At 69.5% G+C, this 18,211-nt stretch carries 15 protein-coding genes; 9 read left to right on the forward strand and 6 right to left on the reverse strand.

Features of this window, described 5'->3' with window-relative positions:
• Positions 1–45 precede the first annotated feature (45 nt).
• On the forward strand, positions 46–2,760 hold the full coding sequence (locus tag AC1VNH_RS14765; protein WP_483112260.1) for a cation-translocating P-type ATPase: 2,715 nt from the start codon (positions 46–48) through the stop codon (positions 2,758–2,760).
• Here AC1VNH_RS14765 and AC1VNH_RS14770 read toward each other — a convergent pair.
• Positions 2,657–3,721 (reverse strand): endonuclease domain-containing protein, encoded by a 1,065-nt coding sequence (locus AC1VNH_RS14770; protein WP_483112261.1) that lies wholly within the window; start codon positions 3,719–3,721, stop codon positions 2,657–2,659. The two genes, AC1VNH_RS14765 and AC1VNH_RS14770, sit on opposite strands and share 104 nt — an antisense overlap.
• A gap of 256 nt (positions 3,722–3,977) precedes the next feature.
• Entirely contained in the window at positions 3,978–4,430 is a 453-nt protein-coding gene (locus AC1VNH_RS14775; protein ID WP_243226895.1) for a GNAT family N-acetyltransferase, read from the reverse strand.
• 181 nt (positions 4,431–4,611) lie between these two features.
• Between AC1VNH_RS14775 and AC1VNH_RS14780 the strand changes: the two genes are divergently transcribed.
• On the forward strand, positions 4,612–6,828 hold the full coding sequence (locus AC1VNH_RS14780) for an NADP-dependent isocitrate dehydrogenase (protein ID WP_483112263.1): 2,217 nt from the start codon (positions 4,612–4,614) through the stop codon (positions 6,826–6,828).
• Between the two features lie 58 nt (positions 6,829–6,886).
• On the opposite strand, the gene AC1VNH_RS14785 is transcribed toward AC1VNH_RS14780, so the two are convergent.
• Complete coding sequence (locus AC1VNH_RS14785) at positions 6,887–8,338, reverse strand: L,D-transpeptidase family protein (protein WP_483112264.1); 1,452 nt, start codon at positions 8,336–8,338, stop codon at positions 6,887–6,889.
• 176 nt (positions 8,339–8,514) lie between these two features.
• Between AC1VNH_RS14785 and AC1VNH_RS14790 the strand changes: the two genes are divergently transcribed.
• From AC1VNH_RS14790 to nagB, 6 genes are all read left to right on the forward strand, one after another.
• Complete coding sequence (locus AC1VNH_RS14790; RefSeq protein WP_483112265.1) at positions 8,515–9,714, forward strand: ROK family transcriptional regulator; 1,200 nt, start codon at positions 8,515–8,517, stop codon at positions 9,712–9,714.
• Between the two features lie 63 nt (positions 9,715–9,777).
• A complete protein-coding gene (locus tag AC1VNH_RS14795) occupies positions 9,778–11,046 on the forward strand; it encodes an extracellular solute-binding protein (RefSeq protein ID WP_483112266.1) in 1,269 nt (422 codons plus the stop codon).
• 156 nt (positions 11,047–11,202) lie between these two features.
• The gene (locus AC1VNH_RS14800) at positions 11,203–12,162 is read left to right on the forward strand and encodes a carbohydrate ABC transporter permease (protein WP_483112267.1); all 960 of its coding nucleotides are present in this window, start codon (positions 11,203–11,205) and stop codon (positions 12,160–12,162) included.
• Entirely contained in the window at positions 12,159–13,001 is an 843-nt protein-coding gene (locus AC1VNH_RS14805) for a carbohydrate ABC transporter permease (protein WP_483112268.1), read from the forward strand. Before AC1VNH_RS14800 ends, AC1VNH_RS14805 begins: the two co-directional genes overlap by 4 nt.
• A complete protein-coding gene (locus tag AC1VNH_RS14810; RefSeq protein WP_483112269.1) occupies positions 12,998–13,924 on the forward strand; it encodes an ROK family protein in 927 nt (308 codons plus the stop codon). Before AC1VNH_RS14805 ends, AC1VNH_RS14810 begins: the two co-directional genes overlap by 4 nt.
• Positions 13,917–14,696 (forward strand): glucosamine-6-phosphate deaminase, encoded by a 780-nt coding sequence (gene nagB, locus AC1VNH_RS14815; RefSeq protein WP_483112270.1) that lies wholly within the window; start codon positions 13,917–13,919, stop codon positions 14,694–14,696. The genes AC1VNH_RS14810 and nagB overlap by 8 nt, the downstream gene beginning before the upstream one ends.
• A gap of 129 nt (positions 14,697–14,825) precedes the next feature.
• On the opposite strand, the gene AC1VNH_RS14820 is transcribed toward nagB, so the two are convergent.
• Together AC1VNH_RS14820 and AC1VNH_RS14825 are read right to left on the reverse strand one after the other, a co-directional pair.
• The gene (locus AC1VNH_RS14820; RefSeq protein ID WP_483112272.1) at positions 14,826–16,190 is read right to left on the reverse strand and encodes an FAD-binding oxidoreductase; all 1,365 of its coding nucleotides are present in this window, start codon (positions 16,188–16,190) and stop codon (positions 14,826–14,828) included.
• A complete protein-coding gene (locus AC1VNH_RS14825) occupies positions 16,187–16,561 on the reverse strand; it encodes a YrdB family protein (protein WP_483112273.1) in 375 nt (124 codons plus the stop codon). Before AC1VNH_RS14825 ends, AC1VNH_RS14820 begins: the two co-directional genes overlap by 4 nt.
• A gap of 257 nt (positions 16,562–16,818) precedes the next feature.
• On the opposite strand from AC1VNH_RS14825, the gene AC1VNH_RS14830 reads away from it, so the two are divergent.
• Positions 16,819–17,274, forward strand: coding sequence for a hypothetical protein (locus tag AC1VNH_RS14830; protein ID WP_483112274.1), 456 nt, complete (start codon positions 16,819–16,821; stop codon positions 17,272–17,274).
• Between the two features lie 86 nt (positions 17,275–17,360).
• On the opposite strand, the gene AC1VNH_RS14835 is transcribed toward AC1VNH_RS14830, so the two are convergent.
• Positions 17,361–17,909, reverse strand: a complete 549-nt coding sequence (locus AC1VNH_RS14835; protein ID WP_483112275.1) for a hypothetical protein — start codon at positions 17,907–17,909, stop codon at positions 17,361–17,363.
• Positions 17,910–18,211: the final 302 nt, after the last annotated feature.

Consider the following 18,211-nt stretch of genomic DNA (forward strand, 5'->3'; position numbering starts at 1 on the left):
CCGCCTCCCGCCCCGTCGCTATGATCGCGATCGGGGAGGTGGGGCATGAGCAGCACAGAGACACCGACGGACGCGCAGCCCGAAACCGCAGTGTGGTGGGCGATGGATGCCGACCGTGTGGCGGCCGAGCTCGGCACGGACATCGGCGAGGGGCTGTCGGACGCGGAGGCGGCCAGGCGACTGGTTGAGAACGGCCCCAATGCGATCGCCGCGCCACCCTCGCCCCGCGCGGTGACCATCGCGCTGCGTCAGCTCGCCGACCCGATGAACCTCATGCTCATCGGCGTCGTCGTGGTCAGCATCCTCATCGCGCAGCCCTCCGTCGCCGTCGTCGTGGCGTTGCTCGTGGGCCTGAACGTGGTGCTCGGCACGCGGCAGGAGCTCGCGGCACGTCGCAGCGTCGACGCCCTCTCCCAGTTGCAGATCCCCCAGGTGCGGGTGCTCCGCCAGGGCACGCTGCGCCAGACCGACGCGACGGACGTCGTCGTCGGGGATGTCGTCCACCTGGAGGCCGGCGACCTCGTCCCGGCGGACGGCCGCATCCTGCGCAGCGCGACGTGCGAGACGCAGGAGTCGGCGCTGACGGGGGAGAGCGCCCCGGTGCCGAAGGATGCGGGAACGCTCGTCGACGCCGACGTCGCGCTCGGCGACCGCGAGAACATGCTCTTCCAGAACACGAGTCTCACGCGCGGGACCGCAGTGATGCTCGTGACCGAGATCGGCATGCAGACCCAGATGGGCCGCATCGCGGGGATGCTCACGGCCGTCGTCGGAACGCGGAGCCCCCTACAGCGGGAGCTGGACGGGCTCACGAAGGTGCTGGGACTCATCGCGTGGGGCGCCGTCGCGATCATGATCGTGCTCGGATTCGCCCGCGGCGAGTCGATCCAGACGGTCCTGCTCGTGGGTATCGCCATGGCTGTCTCGGCCATCCCTTCGGGGCTCCCGACCTTCGTGCAGGTGATGCTCTCGTACGGCGCCAAGCAGCTGGCCGAGCACCGGGCGGTCGTCAAGAACCTGAGCGACGTCGAGACGCTCGGCGCCACCTCCGCGATCAACTCGGACAAGACCGGAACGCTGACGCTCAACCAGATGACCGCTCGCCGGCTCTACGCCCGCGGCCAGTGGTTCTCGGTCGAGGGCGAGGGATACCGCAAGACGGGTGCCCTGCGCCATGCCGCAGGTCTCGAGGTGCCCGATTTCACGGCGCTCGCGTACGGGCTGTGCCTCAACAGCGACGCGACGGTCTCGGATGCGGGCGCGGTGGTGGGCGACCCGACCGAAGCGGCCCTGGTGGTGCTCGCCGCCAAGCTCGGCGCCGATGCAGAGGAGACCCGGCGACTGTATCCGCGCGTGGCGGAGGTGCCCTTCGACTCGGCGTACAAGTTCATGGTGACCTGCCACGACGTGCCGTGGGACGGCGAACGCGCGTTCGTGGCGACCATCAAGGGCGGACCGGATGTGGTCCTCGATCGCTGCACCCAGGCGCTGACCGCCGTGGGGGTCGTGCCGATCGCGGACGCGCGCGACGACATCCTCGCGGCCAACGCCCGACTCTCGGGCGAGGGGCTGCGCGTGCTCGCGTTCGGCTACCGCATCCTGAACGACGAACGGGAGGCGGTGATCGCCGATCCGATGGCCTTCTCGGACGACTTCGTGTTCGTGGCCCTCGTCGGCATCGTCGATCCCCTGCGGCCCGAGGCGATCGAGGCGGTGCGGATCGCCGCGGGTGCCGGCATCGAGGTGCGCATGATCACGGGAGACCATGCCGTCACGGCGGCAGCCATCGGCGACGAGCTCGGCCTCGGCCCCGGCGCCATCAGCGGCTCGGAGCTGCGTGAGTTGAGCGACGCGGAGTTGTCGGCCCGCCTACCCGAGCTGCACGTGTTCGGTCGGGTGACCCCGGAGGACAAGCTGCGGGTGGCGCGCCTCCTGCAGGAGCGCGGCGACATCGTCGCGATGACCGGCGATGCGGTCAACGACGCCGCGGCCCTCAAGCAGGCCGACATCGGCGTCGCCATGGGCTCCGGGAGCGAGGTCACCAAGCAGGCGGCCCGCATGATCCTGACGGACGACGACTTCGGCACCCTCGTCGAGGCGATCCGGCTGGGCCGCGGCATCTACGAGAAGATCGTCGGCTACGTCCGCTACCAGATGTCGACGCTGTTCTCGCTCGTCCTCCTCTTCCTCACCGCCAGCGTCTTCGACATCAACAACGGCGTTCCCCTCACTCCGCTCATGGTCATCTTCCTCAGCACGTTCATCACGTTCTTCCCCGTTCTGACCATCACTTTCGGGCCCGACCCGGACGGCATCATGTCGAGGCCGCCCCGTGACGTGCGCCAGACACTCGCGAACCGCGGCTCCATCACGCAGTGGCTCGTGTACGGCGGCGCCATCTTCGCCACCGCGCTCGCCGCGCTCCTGCTGGCTCCGGGCGAGGCGCGCACCGCCGAGCCGTCGGTGCCGGTCACGATGGCGTTCGTCGTCATCAGCCTGGGATCGGTGCTGGCGGGGATGGCGATGCGGCGGGATCCGGCATCCGGCTTCACGGCGCCGTGGGCGGACGCGCTCAAATGGATGTGGATCCCCGTCGCGCTGACCGTCGTCTGCGTCGAGGTCGGGTTCGCCCAGAACCTGCTGATGACCACGGGTCTCAGTGGCGGCGAGTGGCTGCTGGCGCTCGCGCTGTCGGTGATCCCCGCCGCCGTGGTCGAGGCGGACAAGGCCCTGCGCCGCGCACGCGCCCCGCGCTCCTGACTCGTGCGCGGCACGTGAGCGCGGCGCCGTCCGTCGCCGCGCGTCGGAGATTCGCGTGAATGTCGGAGGATTCGCCCCGCATCTTCCGACATCGGGGTGATTCTCCGACGCACGTGCGCTCAGCGGGCGAGGTGCAGACCGGCTGCGACGGCGCGGGCGACCGTGCGCTCCACGGCGGCCAGTCGTAGACGACCTGGGCGTAGCCGAAGCGCAGAACGGTGTACCCGCGCAGCCGCAGCTCGGCATCGTGGGCGATGTCGCGGCCTCGCTGAGCGGCGCTCTGATGATGGGCGAACCCGTCGAGCTGGATGACCAGCCGGTCGCCGATCAGCACGTCCACCCGATGCCCGGCGATCATCGCCTGCTGCCGGATCGGCAGTCCCCAGGGGCCCAGCCGGACGACGAAGACGGTTTCCAACCCGGAGTCCGACAGCCCCGTCACCTCGCGCGCGAGGGCGGATGCGGCGGGCGAGCGCCATCGCACGAGTCGCAGCGCGTCGACCGAGAGCCCCTCCGCCCGGACGGCCGACTCCCATACGATGCGCGCGGCCTCCGGGGCGAGGCACGTCGCCACATGGCGGAGCGAATCCTCGGCGGACTCGACGAGGGCGAAGCGGCCTGCCGGGGCGATGGGCACGCTCCAGTGCGCGATGGTTCCGGCGCCAACGCCTCCGGAACGCCCATGCGGCGGCAGATGCAGGTGCAGGGCGGGGTCGACCAGCGGGGGCAGCCACCATCCCCGATGGCGCGCGGCGGACACGCATGCCACCCGCCCACCCGCCGCGGCGGCGGCCGCGAGATCGGGGGGCGCAGCATCCGTCGCGATCCACGCGCGGCGCAGAATCCGGATGCGGCCGGCCGCGGCATGCGCACGCACCTGACGAGCGTCAAAGCCTGCGTCTGCGGCGAGGGTGCGATGCGCCACGCCGCCCTGGGTGCGCAGCCAGTCCTCGAGCGTCATCCCGCCAGCATCCGCGGCGTGCGTCGCAGCCCGGGCGGGTTCCGCACAGGAAGTGCGCGACACGCGGACACGCGGCCGCGGGGGAGGGAAGGGAGCTCCGGGCCTCCGGTCGGAGATTCCCCCTCGCGTCGGAGGATTCCGGCCGAAAGCTCCGACATCCGCTCAGATCTCCGACGCGCGTGCACGGCCCGCAGCCACCACGCGCAGTGCCGACCCGTGTGCGGCGGCCACCGCACAGAGCGCGCGGCCGCGGCCCTCAGAGAGCGATGCGGGCGACGACCTCGCCGAACTCGGTCTCGCCGACGGGTTCGAAGCCCACGCGGCGGAAGAACGCCTCGGGACCGCCCTCGCCTGCCTCGTAGATGACGTCGACGTGGTCCATCCCTCGCTCGCGCGCCTCGTTCGTGAGGCCCTCGATGGCGAAGCGGCCGATGCCCTGGCCCTGGTCGTCGGCGTCGACGTTGATGCGCCAGAGAACCGAGCGGAACCACTCCTGCGTCTCGTGCTCGTCGAAGTTGGCGCTCACGAACCCGACGACGTCGTCGCCCGCGAGCACGACGCGCTGCCAGCTGGTGCGCGGGTCGATCACGGTCGCCGCGACCCCGTAGCTCACCGGGGCGAGGAACTGTTCCTGCCCGGGTTTGAGTGACATGTTGTTCACGGCGACGATCGTCGCGGCCGACAGCTCTTCGAGGCGCAGTTCGGTCATGGTCACAGGCTAACGCCTGCCGCCCGCCCGCGGGGAGGGATGCGGGCCGTGTGAACTCCGAGGTCCGGATGCGGCGTGAGCCCCGTCATCGGGCCGGGAAGATATCTCGACATCGAGATAACCGGACCGGGTGCGATAGGCTGGCGGCTGACCCTCGACGCCTCTATGGAGAGACAAATCCGTGCCTGATTCCACGATCATCTACACGCACACCGACGAGGCTCCTGCACTCGCCACCGCATCCTTCCTTCCCATCGTCCGTGCCGTCGCCGGCCAGGCGGGTGTCGAGATCGCGACGCGCGACATCTCGCTCGCCGGCCGCATCCTCGCAGCCTTCCCGCAGCAGCTGACCCCCGAGCAGCTCGTCGGCGATGCGCTGGCCGAACTCGGCGCGCTCGCGACCCTGCCCGAGGCGAACATCATCAAGCTGCCGAACATCTCGGCATCGATCCCGCAGCTGAAGGCAGCGATCGCCGAGCTGCAGGCGCAGGGCTACGACATCCCGAACTACCCCGACGAGCCGAACGGCGTCGAGGAGGAGAGCGTTCGCGCGCGCTACGACAAGATCAAGGGTTCGGCGGTGAACCCGGTGCTCCGCGAGGGCAACAGCGACCGTCGTGCTCCCGGCGCGGTCAAGAGCTACGCGCGCAAGCATCCGCACCGCAACAAGGCGTTCGCCGAGGGCTCGAAGACCCGCGTCGCGACCCTCGGACACGACGACTTCCGCTCGAACGAGATCTCCTGGGTCTCGCCCGACGACGACACCCTCACCATCCGTCACGTGGATGCGGCGGGCACCGAGACCGTGCTGAAGTCCGGCCTCAAGGTGCTTCCGGGTGAGATCGTGGATGCGACGTTCCTCTCGGCCGCGGCGCTGGACGCATTCCTCGCCGAGACGCTGGCGACGGCCAAGGCCGACGACGTGCTGTACTCCGTGCACCTCAAGGCGACGATGATGAAGGTCAGCGACCCGATCATCTTCGGCCACGTCGTTAAGGCGTTCTTCGCCGATGTCTTCGCGCGCTACGGCGACCAGCTCGCCGCCGCCGGACTCACCCCCAACGACGGTCTCGGCGCGATCCTCTCCGGACTCTCGGGGCTCGAGAAGGGCGACGAGATCGCCGCGGCCTTCGAGCAGGCGATCGCCTCGGGTCCGCGCCTGTCGTACGTCAACTCCGACAAGGGCATCACGAACCTGCACGTGCCCTCCGACGTGATCGTCGACGCGTCGATGCCGGCGCTCATCCGCAACGGCGGAAAGCTGTGGGGCGTCGACGGCGGCGAGGACGACACGCTCGCGGTCATCCCCGACTCGTCCTATGCCGGGGTCTACCAGGCCGTGATCGAGGACGTCATCGCCCACGGCCCGCTCGACCCTGCCACGATCGGCACCGTCCCGAACGTGGGACTCATGGCGCAGGCGGCCGAGGAGTACGGCAGCCACGACAAGACGTTCGAGATCGCTGCCGCCGGTGTCGTCCAGGTCGTCACCTCGACGGGCGAGGTCGTGCTCGAGAGCGCGGTCGAGGCGGGCGACATCTGGCGGGCGACGCAGACCAAGGACATCGCCGTGCGCGACTGGGTGAAGCTCGCCGTGACGCGTGCTCGCGCCACCGGCGTTCCCGCCGTGTTCTGGCTCGACGAGGGTCGCGCGCACGACGCGCAGCTCATCGCCAAGGTGCGCACCTATCTCGCCGAGCACGACACCGAGGGCCTGCAGATCGAGATCCTCGCGCCGACCGAGGCGACGCTGTTCTCGCTCGAGCGCCTGCGCGCGGGTCAGGACACCATCTCGGTGACCGGCAACGTCCTGCGCGACTACCTGACGGATCTGTTCCCCATCCTCGAGGTCGGCACGAGCGCCAAGATGCTCTCGATCGTTCCGCTGCTCGCCGGCGGTGGGCTCTTCGAGACGGGTGCCGGCGGCTCCGCGCCCAAGCACGTGCAGCAGCTGCTGGCCGAGGACTACCTCCGCTGGGATTCGCTCGGCGAGTTCTTCGCGCTCGCCGCATCCTTCGAGCACTTCGCGACCTTCACCGGCAACGTCCGTGCGCAGGTGCTGGCGGACACGCTGGATGCGGCGACCGGGACCTTCCTCGAGAACGACAAGTCGCCCGGTCGCGCCCTCGGCACGATCGACAACCGCGGCAGCCACTTCTACCTCGCGCTCTACTGGGTGCAGGAGCTCGCGGCGCAGTCGGCGGATGCGGAACTGGCTCGCGCCTTCGAGCCGATCGCTCAGGAGCTCGCGGCGGCCGAGGAGACGATCGTCGCGGAGCTGCTCGCGGTGCAGGGTAAGCCCGTGGAGATCGGCGGGTACTACCACCCGAACTCGCGTCTGGTCGATGAGGTCATGCGGCCGTCTGCGACGCTGAACAGCATCATCGACGCGATCTGACATCGCACGAGGAAGGGGCCGGATGCGGATGCATCCGGCCCCTTCCTCGTTGTACGGCTCAGTAGTGGACCGAGACCTCGGAACCCTTCGAGAGGAACTCGTACGCCCAGGCCGCTTGGTCGATGGGCATGTTGATGCAGCCGTGGCTCATCGGGTGGCCGAAGTTGTTGTGCCAGTACGTGCCGTGGAATCCGATGTCCGGCGCGAAGTAGGTGACCCAGGGGACGTCCTTCGTGCAGTAGGTCGACGTGGGCGTGCAGCCCATGTCCTGCATCCGCACGTGCGCGAACACGGTGAATTCGCCCGTCGGAGTCGCGTTCGCGCCGAGTCCGGACGAGATCGGCCAGCTGTTGACGACCTGTCCGTTCTCGTAGAAGGTCGCCCGCTGCGTGCTGAGGTTCACGTCGGAGTAGCGGTGAAGCGCCGTCGTGGCGAACGGAGCCTCGGTCACCGGCAGCTGATACACCGCGTCGCCGGCGGCGAGCTGGGCGGCGAAGTCGTCGGCCACCTGGGAGGTGTCGCCCAGCGTGCGTCCCGCGGCGCCCGGCGTGAGGTCGCGGAGCACGTCGCCGGCGGCGTTGGTGACGACGGTGGCGTCGACGGGCGCGCGGTTCACGAGCGGAGCCAGCGTGGCGACCGTCTGCTGGATGGCGTCGGCATCGGCGGAGAGGGTGAGCTTGCCGTCCTCGGTGCCGAGCTTCAGCCACGATGCCGCGAGCGCGCGGTCCACAGGGACGGTGCGCTCCTCGCCGACGTAGAAGCCGATCGTGTCGAGGATGCCGTTCAGTCGTGCGACCGAGGCCTCGGCATCCGCGGTCGTGATGGCGGGATCCACCGGAACGATGGAGGCCTCGATCGTGGCTCGACCGCCGCCGGAGGAGAACGCCTCGGACAGGGCGGTGCGCACCTGTTCGAGGTCGATGCCCTCTCCGACCTTCTCGGGCGAGGACACGTAGGTGGCGGTCGCGGCGTCGAACGTCACCGTCGCATCGGTGGGGTCGGTGTACGCGCCGGGGGCCACCTCGCGAAGGGCCTCGGTGGCGACGGCCGGGTCGAGTGTCACGTCCGCCACGAGCGGCTCGGAGTTCCACTGGGTCACGTTCCACAGGGGGTGTGCGTCGAAGGCCTGCTCGGCGATCGTGCGTGCGTCGATCGAGGCACCGAGCGCGGCGCCGGTGACCGTGACCTCGCCGTCGGGGGTGTCGAGCACCACCGTCGCCCCGGCGAGGCGGGATGTCAGCGCGTCGGCTGCACCGCCGACGGTCAAGCCGCCGATCGGCACGCCGGCGACGGCGGTGCCGGGAGCGATCAGCACGAGCGACGCCGTGACGGCCGCGATCGCGAGGACGCCGGAGGGGATGCCGATCCAGAGACCGAGGTGGCGCTTGCGAGGCTTGGGCTCTTCGGGGGCCCACGCGTAGACGGGCGTCGCGCCGTCGCCGGACCCGGCGTCGGTGTCGTCCGCCGCCGTGTCGTTCTGTGCGTGCGGTCCGGTTACCAGATCCGTCACACTCTCACCCCCGTGCATCGTGTGCTGTGTCTTCCCAGGGTACGCGAGCAAGTCTGATAAAGGCGTGGTCAGAGTCCGATCTCCGACAACGTTCCGATTACGGCGCCGTGTAACAGTCGTGTGACGAGCGTGCAGGATGCTTGCATCATGTTTGTTCGTAAGGTGTACTAACAAACATGACTGCATCGGAAGTGCAGCGCGGCGCTTCCCTCTCCGAGCCCGCGCACACCCACACGACCACTCGTGGCGGCGCCTTCGCCCCCGGACGCGCGCTGCGCACGGGAGTGAAGGTCCTGCCCGAGCATGCACGCGGACACAACCGCTCGCTCGTGCTGCAGACGCTGTTCCACCGCGGTGCGATGAGCCGCGCTGATCTGTCGCGGGAGACCGGACTCACCCGGGTGACGATCTCGGACCTGGTGGCCGAACTGATCGGCGACGGGTTCGTCGTCGAGAAGGGGATGCGTGAGGGCAGCCGCCCCGGCAAGCCGGCCATGCTCGTCGACGTCGACCGGGCGGGTCACCGCATCGTCGGGCTCGATCTGTCAGGCAGCGATGCCTTCATCGGTGCCGTCCTGACTCTCGACGGCGACATCGTCGCGCGCGCCGAGACGCCGCATCCGGCCGCCGCATCCGAGGTTCTGGCGGCTGTCATCTCGCTCGCCGAGCGGCTCGTGGCCGACGCGAAGGCGCCGGTGCTCGGCGTCGGGGTCGGCACGCCCGGCGTCATCGACGACCGCGGCATCGTGCTCACGGCGCCGAACATGGGGTGGGCCGGCTTCGATCTCGAGGGAGTGCTGAGCGAGGCGCTCGGTCTCGAGGTGCTCGTCGCCAACGACGCGAACGCCGCCGTGCTGGCGGAGTACACGTTCGGCGGCTCCGGCGACGACGTGCTGCTGGTGAAGGTCGGCAGCGGCGTCGGATCGGGCCTGCTCGCCGGCGGGCAGCCCATGCGCGGCAGCCGCTTCGCCGCGGGCGAGATCGGTCACGTGACCGTCGGCACCGACGGCGGCCCGCTCTGCGCGTGCGGCAAGGTCGGCTGCCTCGAGGCCTGGCTGTCCGTGCCAGCGTTGACGGCCAGAGCGGATGCGGCCGCCCCCGGCGAGCACGACACGGTCCTTCGGGATGCGGGGGAGCGGCTCGGCATCGCGCTCGCCCCGGTCGTCGGCGCCCTCGATCTGTCGGAGATCGTTCTCTCCGGCCCCCCTGAACTCCTCGGCGGTGTGCTTGCGCAGGCCACCGCCGAGGCCCTCCGCACGCGGACACTCGCCCCCTTCCACGAGGGCGTCCGGGTGCGGATGACGGAGCAGGGCCAGGACATCGTCCTGCGCGGTGCGGCCGTCATGGTCCTGTCGGCGACGCTCGGCGTCTCCTGACAGGACCTTCCCGGGAGCGCCGCCGGTGCTCACGGTCTCATCATCGAGAACAGAGGACAGCACATGAAGAAGTTCCTCCCAGCCGTCGCCCTGATGGGCGCATCGGCGATTGCGCTTGCCGGATGCGCGGGGACAGGGGGCGGCACGTCGAGCGGCGGCAGCGCCCAGATCCGAGTCTGGCTCGTCGGCACCGACACCCCTCAGGATGCCCGCGACTATCTCGTGAAGACGTTCGAGGATCAGAATCCCGGATCCACGCTGGTCATCGAGGAGCAGCAGTGGACCGGGCTCGTCGACAAGCTCACCACGAGCCTGTCGTCCAACGACAGCCCCGACGTGGTGGAGATGGGCAACACGCAGGCCCCGGCGTTCACCTCGAGCGGTGCGCTGCTGAGCCTGGGCGACATCGAGGACGAGCTGGGCGGCTCGGACCTGCTGCCCGGATTCGTCGAGGCCGGCAGCTGGGACGGCGACCTCTACGCCGCCCCCTACTACTCGGGCTCCCGCGTCGTGTTCTACAACACGGCGCAGTACGCGCAGGCCGGTGTCTCGGTGCCGACGACGCTCGACGAGTACGTGTCGAACGGCGTGACCCTCGCGGCAGCCCTCCCCGGCGTCTCGGGCGTGTACTTCCCCGGCAAGGACTGGTACAACGGGCTCCCCTTCATCTGGGAGAACGGCGGCGAGGTCGCCGTCCAGAGCGATGACGGCAGCTGGGACGCCCAGCTGTCCAGCCCCGAATCGATCGCCGGGCTCGAGCAGGTGCAGGAGCTGATGACGAAGGCGTCTCTGGCGCCCAAGGACGGCGACGAGACCGAGGGATGGGTGCCCTTCCGCACGCAGCAGGCGGCGACCTATTCCGCGCCGAGCTGGGCCTACTGGTCGATCGTCGCCGACGAGGACAAGCAGGCGACCGCGGTCGCCGAGACGACCGGCGAGTTCGCTCTGCCCGGTGCCAAGGGCGGTGCCGCGCAGGTGTTCGCGGGCGGCTCCAACGTCGGCATCGCCGCCAAGTCGAAGAACCCGGAGCTGGCGAAGTCCGCGCTGGAGATCATGCTGAGCGACGAGTATCAGACGATCCTGGCCGAGGCGGGCCTCGTGCCCGCCAAGACGTCGCTGGGCGACAAGGTCGCCGCCGCCACGCCCGAGCTCGCCTCCGTCATCGCCTCGGCTGCGGCCAATGCCAAGCTGACGCCGGCATCGCCGAACTGGGCGGATGTGGAGGCGCAGGGCATCATGCAGGACCTGTTCGTCAACATCGCCGGCGGGGGCGACGTCGCCTCGCTCGCGGCCGCTGCCGACGAGCAGATCGAATCCATCCTCAACGGCTGATGCGCTGAACGCGGGGCGGCCGGCTGGCCGGTCGCCCCGCTTTTCGACTCGGCTCTCGTCTCGACCCGTCGCTGCGCTCCTCGCGGGGCGACCGGCTTTCCCGTGGTTCGAAGCCTCGCGGGGCGCCACCCCCCCCATCCGTTCTCAGGAGTCACCATGGCTGTCGCCACCGAGCTGCCCGTCGACGCGGTCATCGCGTCCGGGCCGCCGTCCGCTCCGCGCCGCCGGCGGCGCCTGGCACTCACCCCCCTTCTGCTGCTCTCGCCCGCGCTGGTCATGCTCGCCGTGTTCATCGGCTGGCCGCTCGTGCAGATGGTCGTCATGTCGTTCCAGGAGTTCGGCCGTGCGCAGATCTTCGGCGCACCGCCCTCCTTCGTCGGTCTCGACAACTACATCGCCGTGCTCACGGACTCGGGATTCTGGCAGGTGCTCGCGCGCAGCGTGCTGTTGTGCGTGGTCTGCGTCGCGGCGACGATGGTCCTCGGCGTTCTGGTCGCCCTGCTCATGACCAAGCTCGGCCGCGTCATGCGCACGGCCGTCTCGGTCGCGCTGCTGCTGGCCTGGGCGATGCCGGCGCTGACCGCCACGATCGTCTGGGGCTGGATCTTCGACACCCAGTACGGCCTCGTCAACTACGCGCTCACCCAGCTGACCGGCACCGACTGGACCGGCCACAGCTGGCTCATCGACCCGCTGAGCTTCTTCGCCGTCGCGGCCATCATCATCACGTGGGGCGCGATCCCCTTCGTCGCCTTCTCCGTCTACGCCGGGCTCGGACAGGTGCCCGACGAAGTGCTCGAGGCCGCCCAGCTGGACGGGGCGGGCGCCTTCTCGCGCTTCCGCCTCATCGTCTTTCCGTACCTGCGCTCGATCCTCGTCGTGCTCCTGATCCTCCAGGTCATCTGGGACCTGCGCGTGTTCGCGCAGATCTACGCGCTGCAGACCATCGGCGGCGTCCGCGCCGACACGAACACCATCGGCGTCTACATCTACAGCGTCTCGATGGCTTCGGGCGACCTCGGCTCGGGCGGCGCGATCTCGGTGATCCTCGTCGCGATCATGCTCGTGATCTCCGGCTACTACATCCGCTCGATGCTCCGTCAGGAGGAGGCATGACCACGCACGCACGCACCCGCACCGGCCGGGTCCTGCTGAATCTGGCCGCCCTGGTGGTGATCGTCTGCGCGGTGTTCCCCGTGTACTGGATGGTCAACACGTCGCTGCTGCCCGCATCCGCCGTGCGAGGTGAGACGCCCCACTTCTGGCCCGACCAGTTCACGCTGCGCAATTACGCGACGGCGCTCGGTGAGGGCGGCTTCCTCGGTGCGCTCGGAACCTCGGTGACGGTGACGGGCATCACCCTCGTCGCGGCTCTGCTGTTCGCGTTCCTCGCGGCGGTCGCGCTCTCGCGGTTCCGCTTCCGCAGCCGCAAGAGCATCGTCGTCGCGATCCTCGTCGTACAGATGATCCCCGCGGAGGCGATGATCATCTCGACCTTCCGCGTGCTCGACGGCTGGGCGCTGGTCAACACGATCGCCGGCCTCAGTCTCGTCTACATGGCGATCGTCCTCCCGTTCACGATCTGGACCCTGCGCGGCTTCGTCCAAGGCGTGCCTGCGGAGCTGGAGGAAGCAGCGATGATCGACGGCTGCAGCCGAACCGGGGCCTTCTGGCGGGTGACCTTCCCGCTGCTCGCACCGGGCCTCGTCGCCACCGGTGTGTTCGCGTTCATCCAGGCCTGGAACGAGTTCGTGTTCGCGCTCGTCATCCTCACCCGCCCCGATCCGCAGACCCTGCCGATCTGGCTGCGCGCGTTCGTGCAGGTCACGAAGGCGACCGACTGGTCCGTGGTCATGGCCGCCTCCACCCTGATGGCGCTGCCCGTCGTCGCGTTCTTCCTCATCGTGCAGCACCGCATGACCGGGGGACTGGTCTCGGGTGCGGTGAAGGGATGAGGGTCGGACTCGACGTCGGCGGCACCAAGACCGATGCGGTGGTCGTCGACGCCCGGGATCAGGTGCTCGCCTCGGTGCGGCTCGCGACCCTGTGGGGCCCGGTGGGCGTGGTGGAGACCGTCGCCGACGCCGTCGCCGCCCTCGGCACTCTGCCGGGCATCGACGCCGCGCAGTTCTCGTCGGTCGGGATCGGGATGCCGGGTCAGGTGCGTTCGGGGTCGGGGCGTGTGACCCACGCACTCAACCTCGGCGTGGCGGATCTCGATGTCGCCGCCGCTGTCGCTCCCCGGCTGGGGCTGCCCGTGCACGTCGAGAACGACGTCAAGGCGGCGGCGCTCGGAGCCGCGGCGCTGGAGCAGCCCGGGGCGAGCCTGGCGTTCCTGAACCTCGGCACCGGCGTCGCGGCCGGCATCGTGCTCGGCGGTGCGCTGTGGCGCGGTGCCGGAGGGTCGGCCGGGGAGGTCGGGCACATCAGCATCGATCCCGAGGGCCCGCTCTGCCGCTGCGGCGGTCGCGGATGCATCGAGGCACTCGCCGGAGGAGCTGCGATCGCCGACCGATGGGGACGCCCCGCCGCCCTCCCGGTGCGAGACGTCTTCGACGCCGCGGACGCGGGCGATCCGCTCGGCGCCGTCATCCGCCGCGATCTCGCCCGCGCCGTCGCTGCGGCCGTGCGCATCCTCGTGCTGACGGCCGACGTGGAACGAGTCGTCCTCGGCGGAGGCCTCACCGCGCTCGCCGACCGGATGCTCCCGGAGGTCCGCATCGAGCTGGAGCGCAGCGCCGTCGCATCCCCGTTCCTGCGTTCGCTCGCTTTGGCGGATCGGATGCGGGTGCTGCCGGCCGGTTCGCCGGCAGCGGCGGTCGGAGCGGCGATCGTCGGAGGAACGGCAATCGAGCAGGAGGTGAGCGCACGTGGCTGAAGTCGTCATCGTCGCGTCGAAGCAGGAGGGCGGCGCGATCGTCGCCGACGAGATCGTGCGGCTGATCCGGATGCGGGAGGACGCCGTTCTGGGACTGGCCACGGGCTCCACGCCGCTGCCGGTGTACGAGGCGCTGCGCGAGCGCATCGGGGATCTCGACGTGTCGCGGGTCCGTGGCTTCGCGCTCGACGAGTATGTGGGTCTGGATCCCTCGCATCCCGAGAGCTACCACTCGGTGATCGCGCGCGAGGTGGTCGCGCCGCTGGGGCTGGACCCCGCCCGCATCCACGTGCCGGACGGCCGCGAGGCGGGGATCGCCGCGGCGGGCGAGGAGTACGAGCGTGCGATCCGTGACGCCGGCGGTGTGGACCTGCAGATCCTGGGGATCGGCACCGACGGGCACATCGGGTTCAACGAACCCGGCTCGTCGTTCGCGTCGCGCACGCGCGTGAAGACCCTGACCGCACAGACCCGCGAGGACAACGCCCGGTTCTTCGCCGATGCCTCCGAGGTGCCGCGCCACTGCATCACGCAGGGTCTCGGCACGATCCTCGAGGCCCGGCACCTCGTGCTCCTCGCCTTCGGGCAGGAGAAGGCGGATGCGGTCGCCGGGGCTCTCGAGGGACCGGTCACCGCCATGGTCCCGGGGTCGGCGGTCCAGCTGCATCCGCACGTCACCGTCGTCGTGGACGAGGCCGCCGCATCTCGCCTGCGCCTGGCGGACTACTACCGCGCCAGCTGGGAGGGAAAGCCCGACTGGCAGGGACTCTGAGCGCTGCGTCTCCCACTTCCGGCATCGCATGTCCCACGTGCCGCATCGCATGTCCCACTTGCGGCATCGCATGTCCCACCTGCCGCAGAAGACCGGGGTCAAAATTGCGGCAAGTGGGACATGGCCGCCTCAGTCGGCGAAGACGACGCCGGGATTCAGGATGCCGGTGGGATCGAAGACCCGTTTGATGTCGCGCTGCAGCTCCCACTGGCGTGAGCCGAGCTCGTCGCGCAGCCATCGCCGCTTGAGCACACCGATCCCGTGCTCGCCCGTGAGTGTGCCGCCGAGCCGCAGCGCGGAACGGAACAGGTCGTCGGCCGCGCGCCAGACGACGTCCGGCACCTCGGGGCCTTCGAAGACGAAGTTGGGGTGGAGGTTCCCGTCGCCCGCGTGCGCCACCGTGGGAATCGTGAGTCCGTAGTCGCGCTCGATCCGCACGATCTCGTCGAACATCGCAGGCAGCGCGGATCGCGGCACCGAGACGTCCTCGATGAGCGTCGTGCCGAGGCGTTCCATGGCCGGATGCAGCGACCGCCGCATCTGCAGCAGCGCCTCGCCCTCCGCCTCGTCCGCGGCCAGGCGCACCCGGCCGCCCGCGCCCTCGAGCACGTGAGCGATCCGGGCGGCGTCGTCGGCGGCTGTGGGCCCGTCGGTCTGCACGGTCAGCAGACTCTCGCGGCCGGTGGGCGCGGGGAGGGAGAAGAGAGCGTGCACGGCGGCGAGGCTCGCCGCATCCATGAGCTCCATGATCGCCGGCTGCACGCCCGAGGCGGTGACGGCGGCCGCGCCCGCGGCTGCGGCGCGCACGTCGGCGAAGGATGCGGTGAGCGTGTGCGTCTGCCCGGCGACCAGGCGTCGCAGCTTGAGCGTGGCGCCCACGACGACGCCGAGCGTTCCCTCGGATCCGATCATGAGCGAGGTCAGATCGAGGCCGGTGACGCCCTTCACGCTGCGATGGCCGAGGCGCACGAGCTCGCCGTCCGCGAGGACGACATCGACGCCGAGGACCGCGTCGCGCACGACGCCGTACTTGGCGCACAGGAGCCCGCCCGCACCGGTCGCGATGTTGCCGCCCACGGTCGAGATCGCGCGGCTCGCGGGGTCGGGTGCCCACCACACCCCGTGGCGGGCGAGCTCGGCGTTGAGGTCGGCGTTGACGATGGCCGGCTCCACGACGGCGAGGAGGTCATCGGGACGGATCTCGAGGATGCGGTTCATCCGAGCGAGCGACAGGGCGATCCGACCGTCGCCCGCATTCGCGCCGCCCGCGAGGCCGGTACCGGCACCGCGCGGCACGACCGGGGTGCCGGTGGCCCGTGCGATGCGCAGCACGGCCTGGACGTCCTCGATGCGCTCCGCGTGAACGACGGCGAGGGCGCGGCCTGGGGCTGCGTGCCCGGACTTGTCGGCGCGGACCGCCTCGAGGGCGGTCTCTGTCGTGTCGACCCGGTCGCCGAGCGCCTCGCGCAGCAGGTCGACGACCGATGCGGTCATGCGAAGCGGCGGCGTCCGACGACGAGGCCCACCGTGACGGCGACGACCGCGTACGCGATGCCGATCCAGGTGAGGCCGAGCGACCACAGGGCGGCGGTCGCGGCGGCGTAGACGAGCAGCTCCGCGACCGCGCGCACGAAGGGGTGCACCGCGAACACGGCACGGGGGGAGACGAACAGTGCCCACAACACGATGGCCGCGGCCGGGGTGAGGATGCCCACGACGAGGTTCCAGGGGAACTCCCACGTCGCGAAGCCCCAGATCGCCAGGGCGACGATGCCGCCGATCTCGCACAGGAACGCCACCACGTCGAGGGCGGACAGTGCGGGGCGCGTGCCGGCGGGCAGGGGCGCGGACGAAGGGGTGCTCACTCCGCCATTCTACGCGGGCGCCCAGCGCGAGCCCGGCGGGGCCAGACCGGCTCGCCGGCCAGTCATACCGGGCGACGTGGCGGTCGATGGATGTCCCTGCCGGGCCGTCGCCCTCCAGATGGCGTGCCGACCAGTCGACGAGTGATCGCACTGGCGCCAGTCCACAGACGTGACGGAGGTTGTGGCTTATGGGTCTGTGGCTCGGCCCTCTGTCAGAGTGCTTCCAATCTGAGTGGGGAGCGTGCGACCCTGTGGGAATGGTGCTGGAACTGACTCGGGCGGATGGCAAACAGCGTGTCTGGCTGGCTACGTCACTTGTCGGCGCGGCGGTGATCGGCATATCCGTTTCCGTGGTGACGGAGATTTGGTTGCTTCCGGCGATAATGACGCACTTGGCTGAGCGCTTTCCTGAAACACGTCCATACCTGGCCTACGGCCTGGTCTGGTCAGTTGTTGTCTTTTGCTGCTGGCAGGCGCTGCTTGTCCTCGTCCTCGTTGCCGTCAATGCGCGGAGGCATCACCGAGCAGTTCGCACACTCGTCCGGGCGATGCTTGGCCTGCTCGTGGCAATCGTTCTTCTGGCCATCGTGGGGTTCGTGGCGCTCACACTGCTTGCGTTTGCGACGCCGGGGGCTGTATTGGCTCTCGGAGCGATGGCGTTTGTGGGCGCTCTCGGCATTGTGGTTCTGTGCGTTCGCGGCTCCGCGCGCTAGAAGAATTCAGAGCCTTGCGGTCAGGTTAGGACCGTCGGGGCAGAGGACAAAGTCGCTCCGCCCCGACGAGACATCTCGTCCGTCGATCACCAATGTGCGGATGGGTCGATTCGAGTCGTCTCGATGTTGAAGATAGTGGGCGGCGCATCTGACACGAGCGTGTCTTGCCCCCAGCCTATGACTTCGGGACCAGCGTTCCACCCTCCATCGAAGCTGGCGTTGGAGCAGGTCGTCGCGCTCCTGTAGCCGTCGGTGCGCGTCCAATAGAAGCAGACAGAGACGATCCGTTGACCCTCGTATACGTTGGCGGCTGCTTTCCCCGTGCCGCGGTAATCCACGTAGCCGAACTCTTCCGCGTATGCGTAGCTCGAGCCCCACACGAGGTTGGTGGAGACTTCTCCAGGAGGAAGCGTGGTCGGATATTCCGTGCCGATAGGTCCCTGTCCCGGCACCATCTCGTAAGACTCGAGCGTCACTTCGACGCCGTCCTCGGGCCCGAATTCATGCCCGTTCACAATGACTGTGCCGGACGGGGTTGGCGAAACTCCGCCAGGATCTGCATGTGCAGCCGCGGCTCCGCTTCCCGCCAATAGCAATGCTGCTACCGCGCCGATCAGTGTCCTTGCCTTCGTCATGCTCTGTTTTCCTTCCTGTCCGTATCCTCAGACGGTCCTTTCGATCGTCACGAGCAATACTGAGGCGGACCGCGGGAGGGCCGCATTTGGCTCTGCGGATAACCGATGCCACAACGCAGTCGGTGAGCACTCCAGCAGGTCTATATCGATTTCGTTGAGTGCTTCGACGATGCGATCACTCTTGAGGCTGGGGTTACCTGCGTCCTCGTCGCACGGGCGCTGTCAAGCAGCGGAAAGCCGAGCGCTATCAAGACAGCACTATGGTCTCGAAACACGCGTTACAACCCATCAGACCCGCGGGC

Source organism: Microbacterium sp. KU4F (assembly GCF_056868075.1).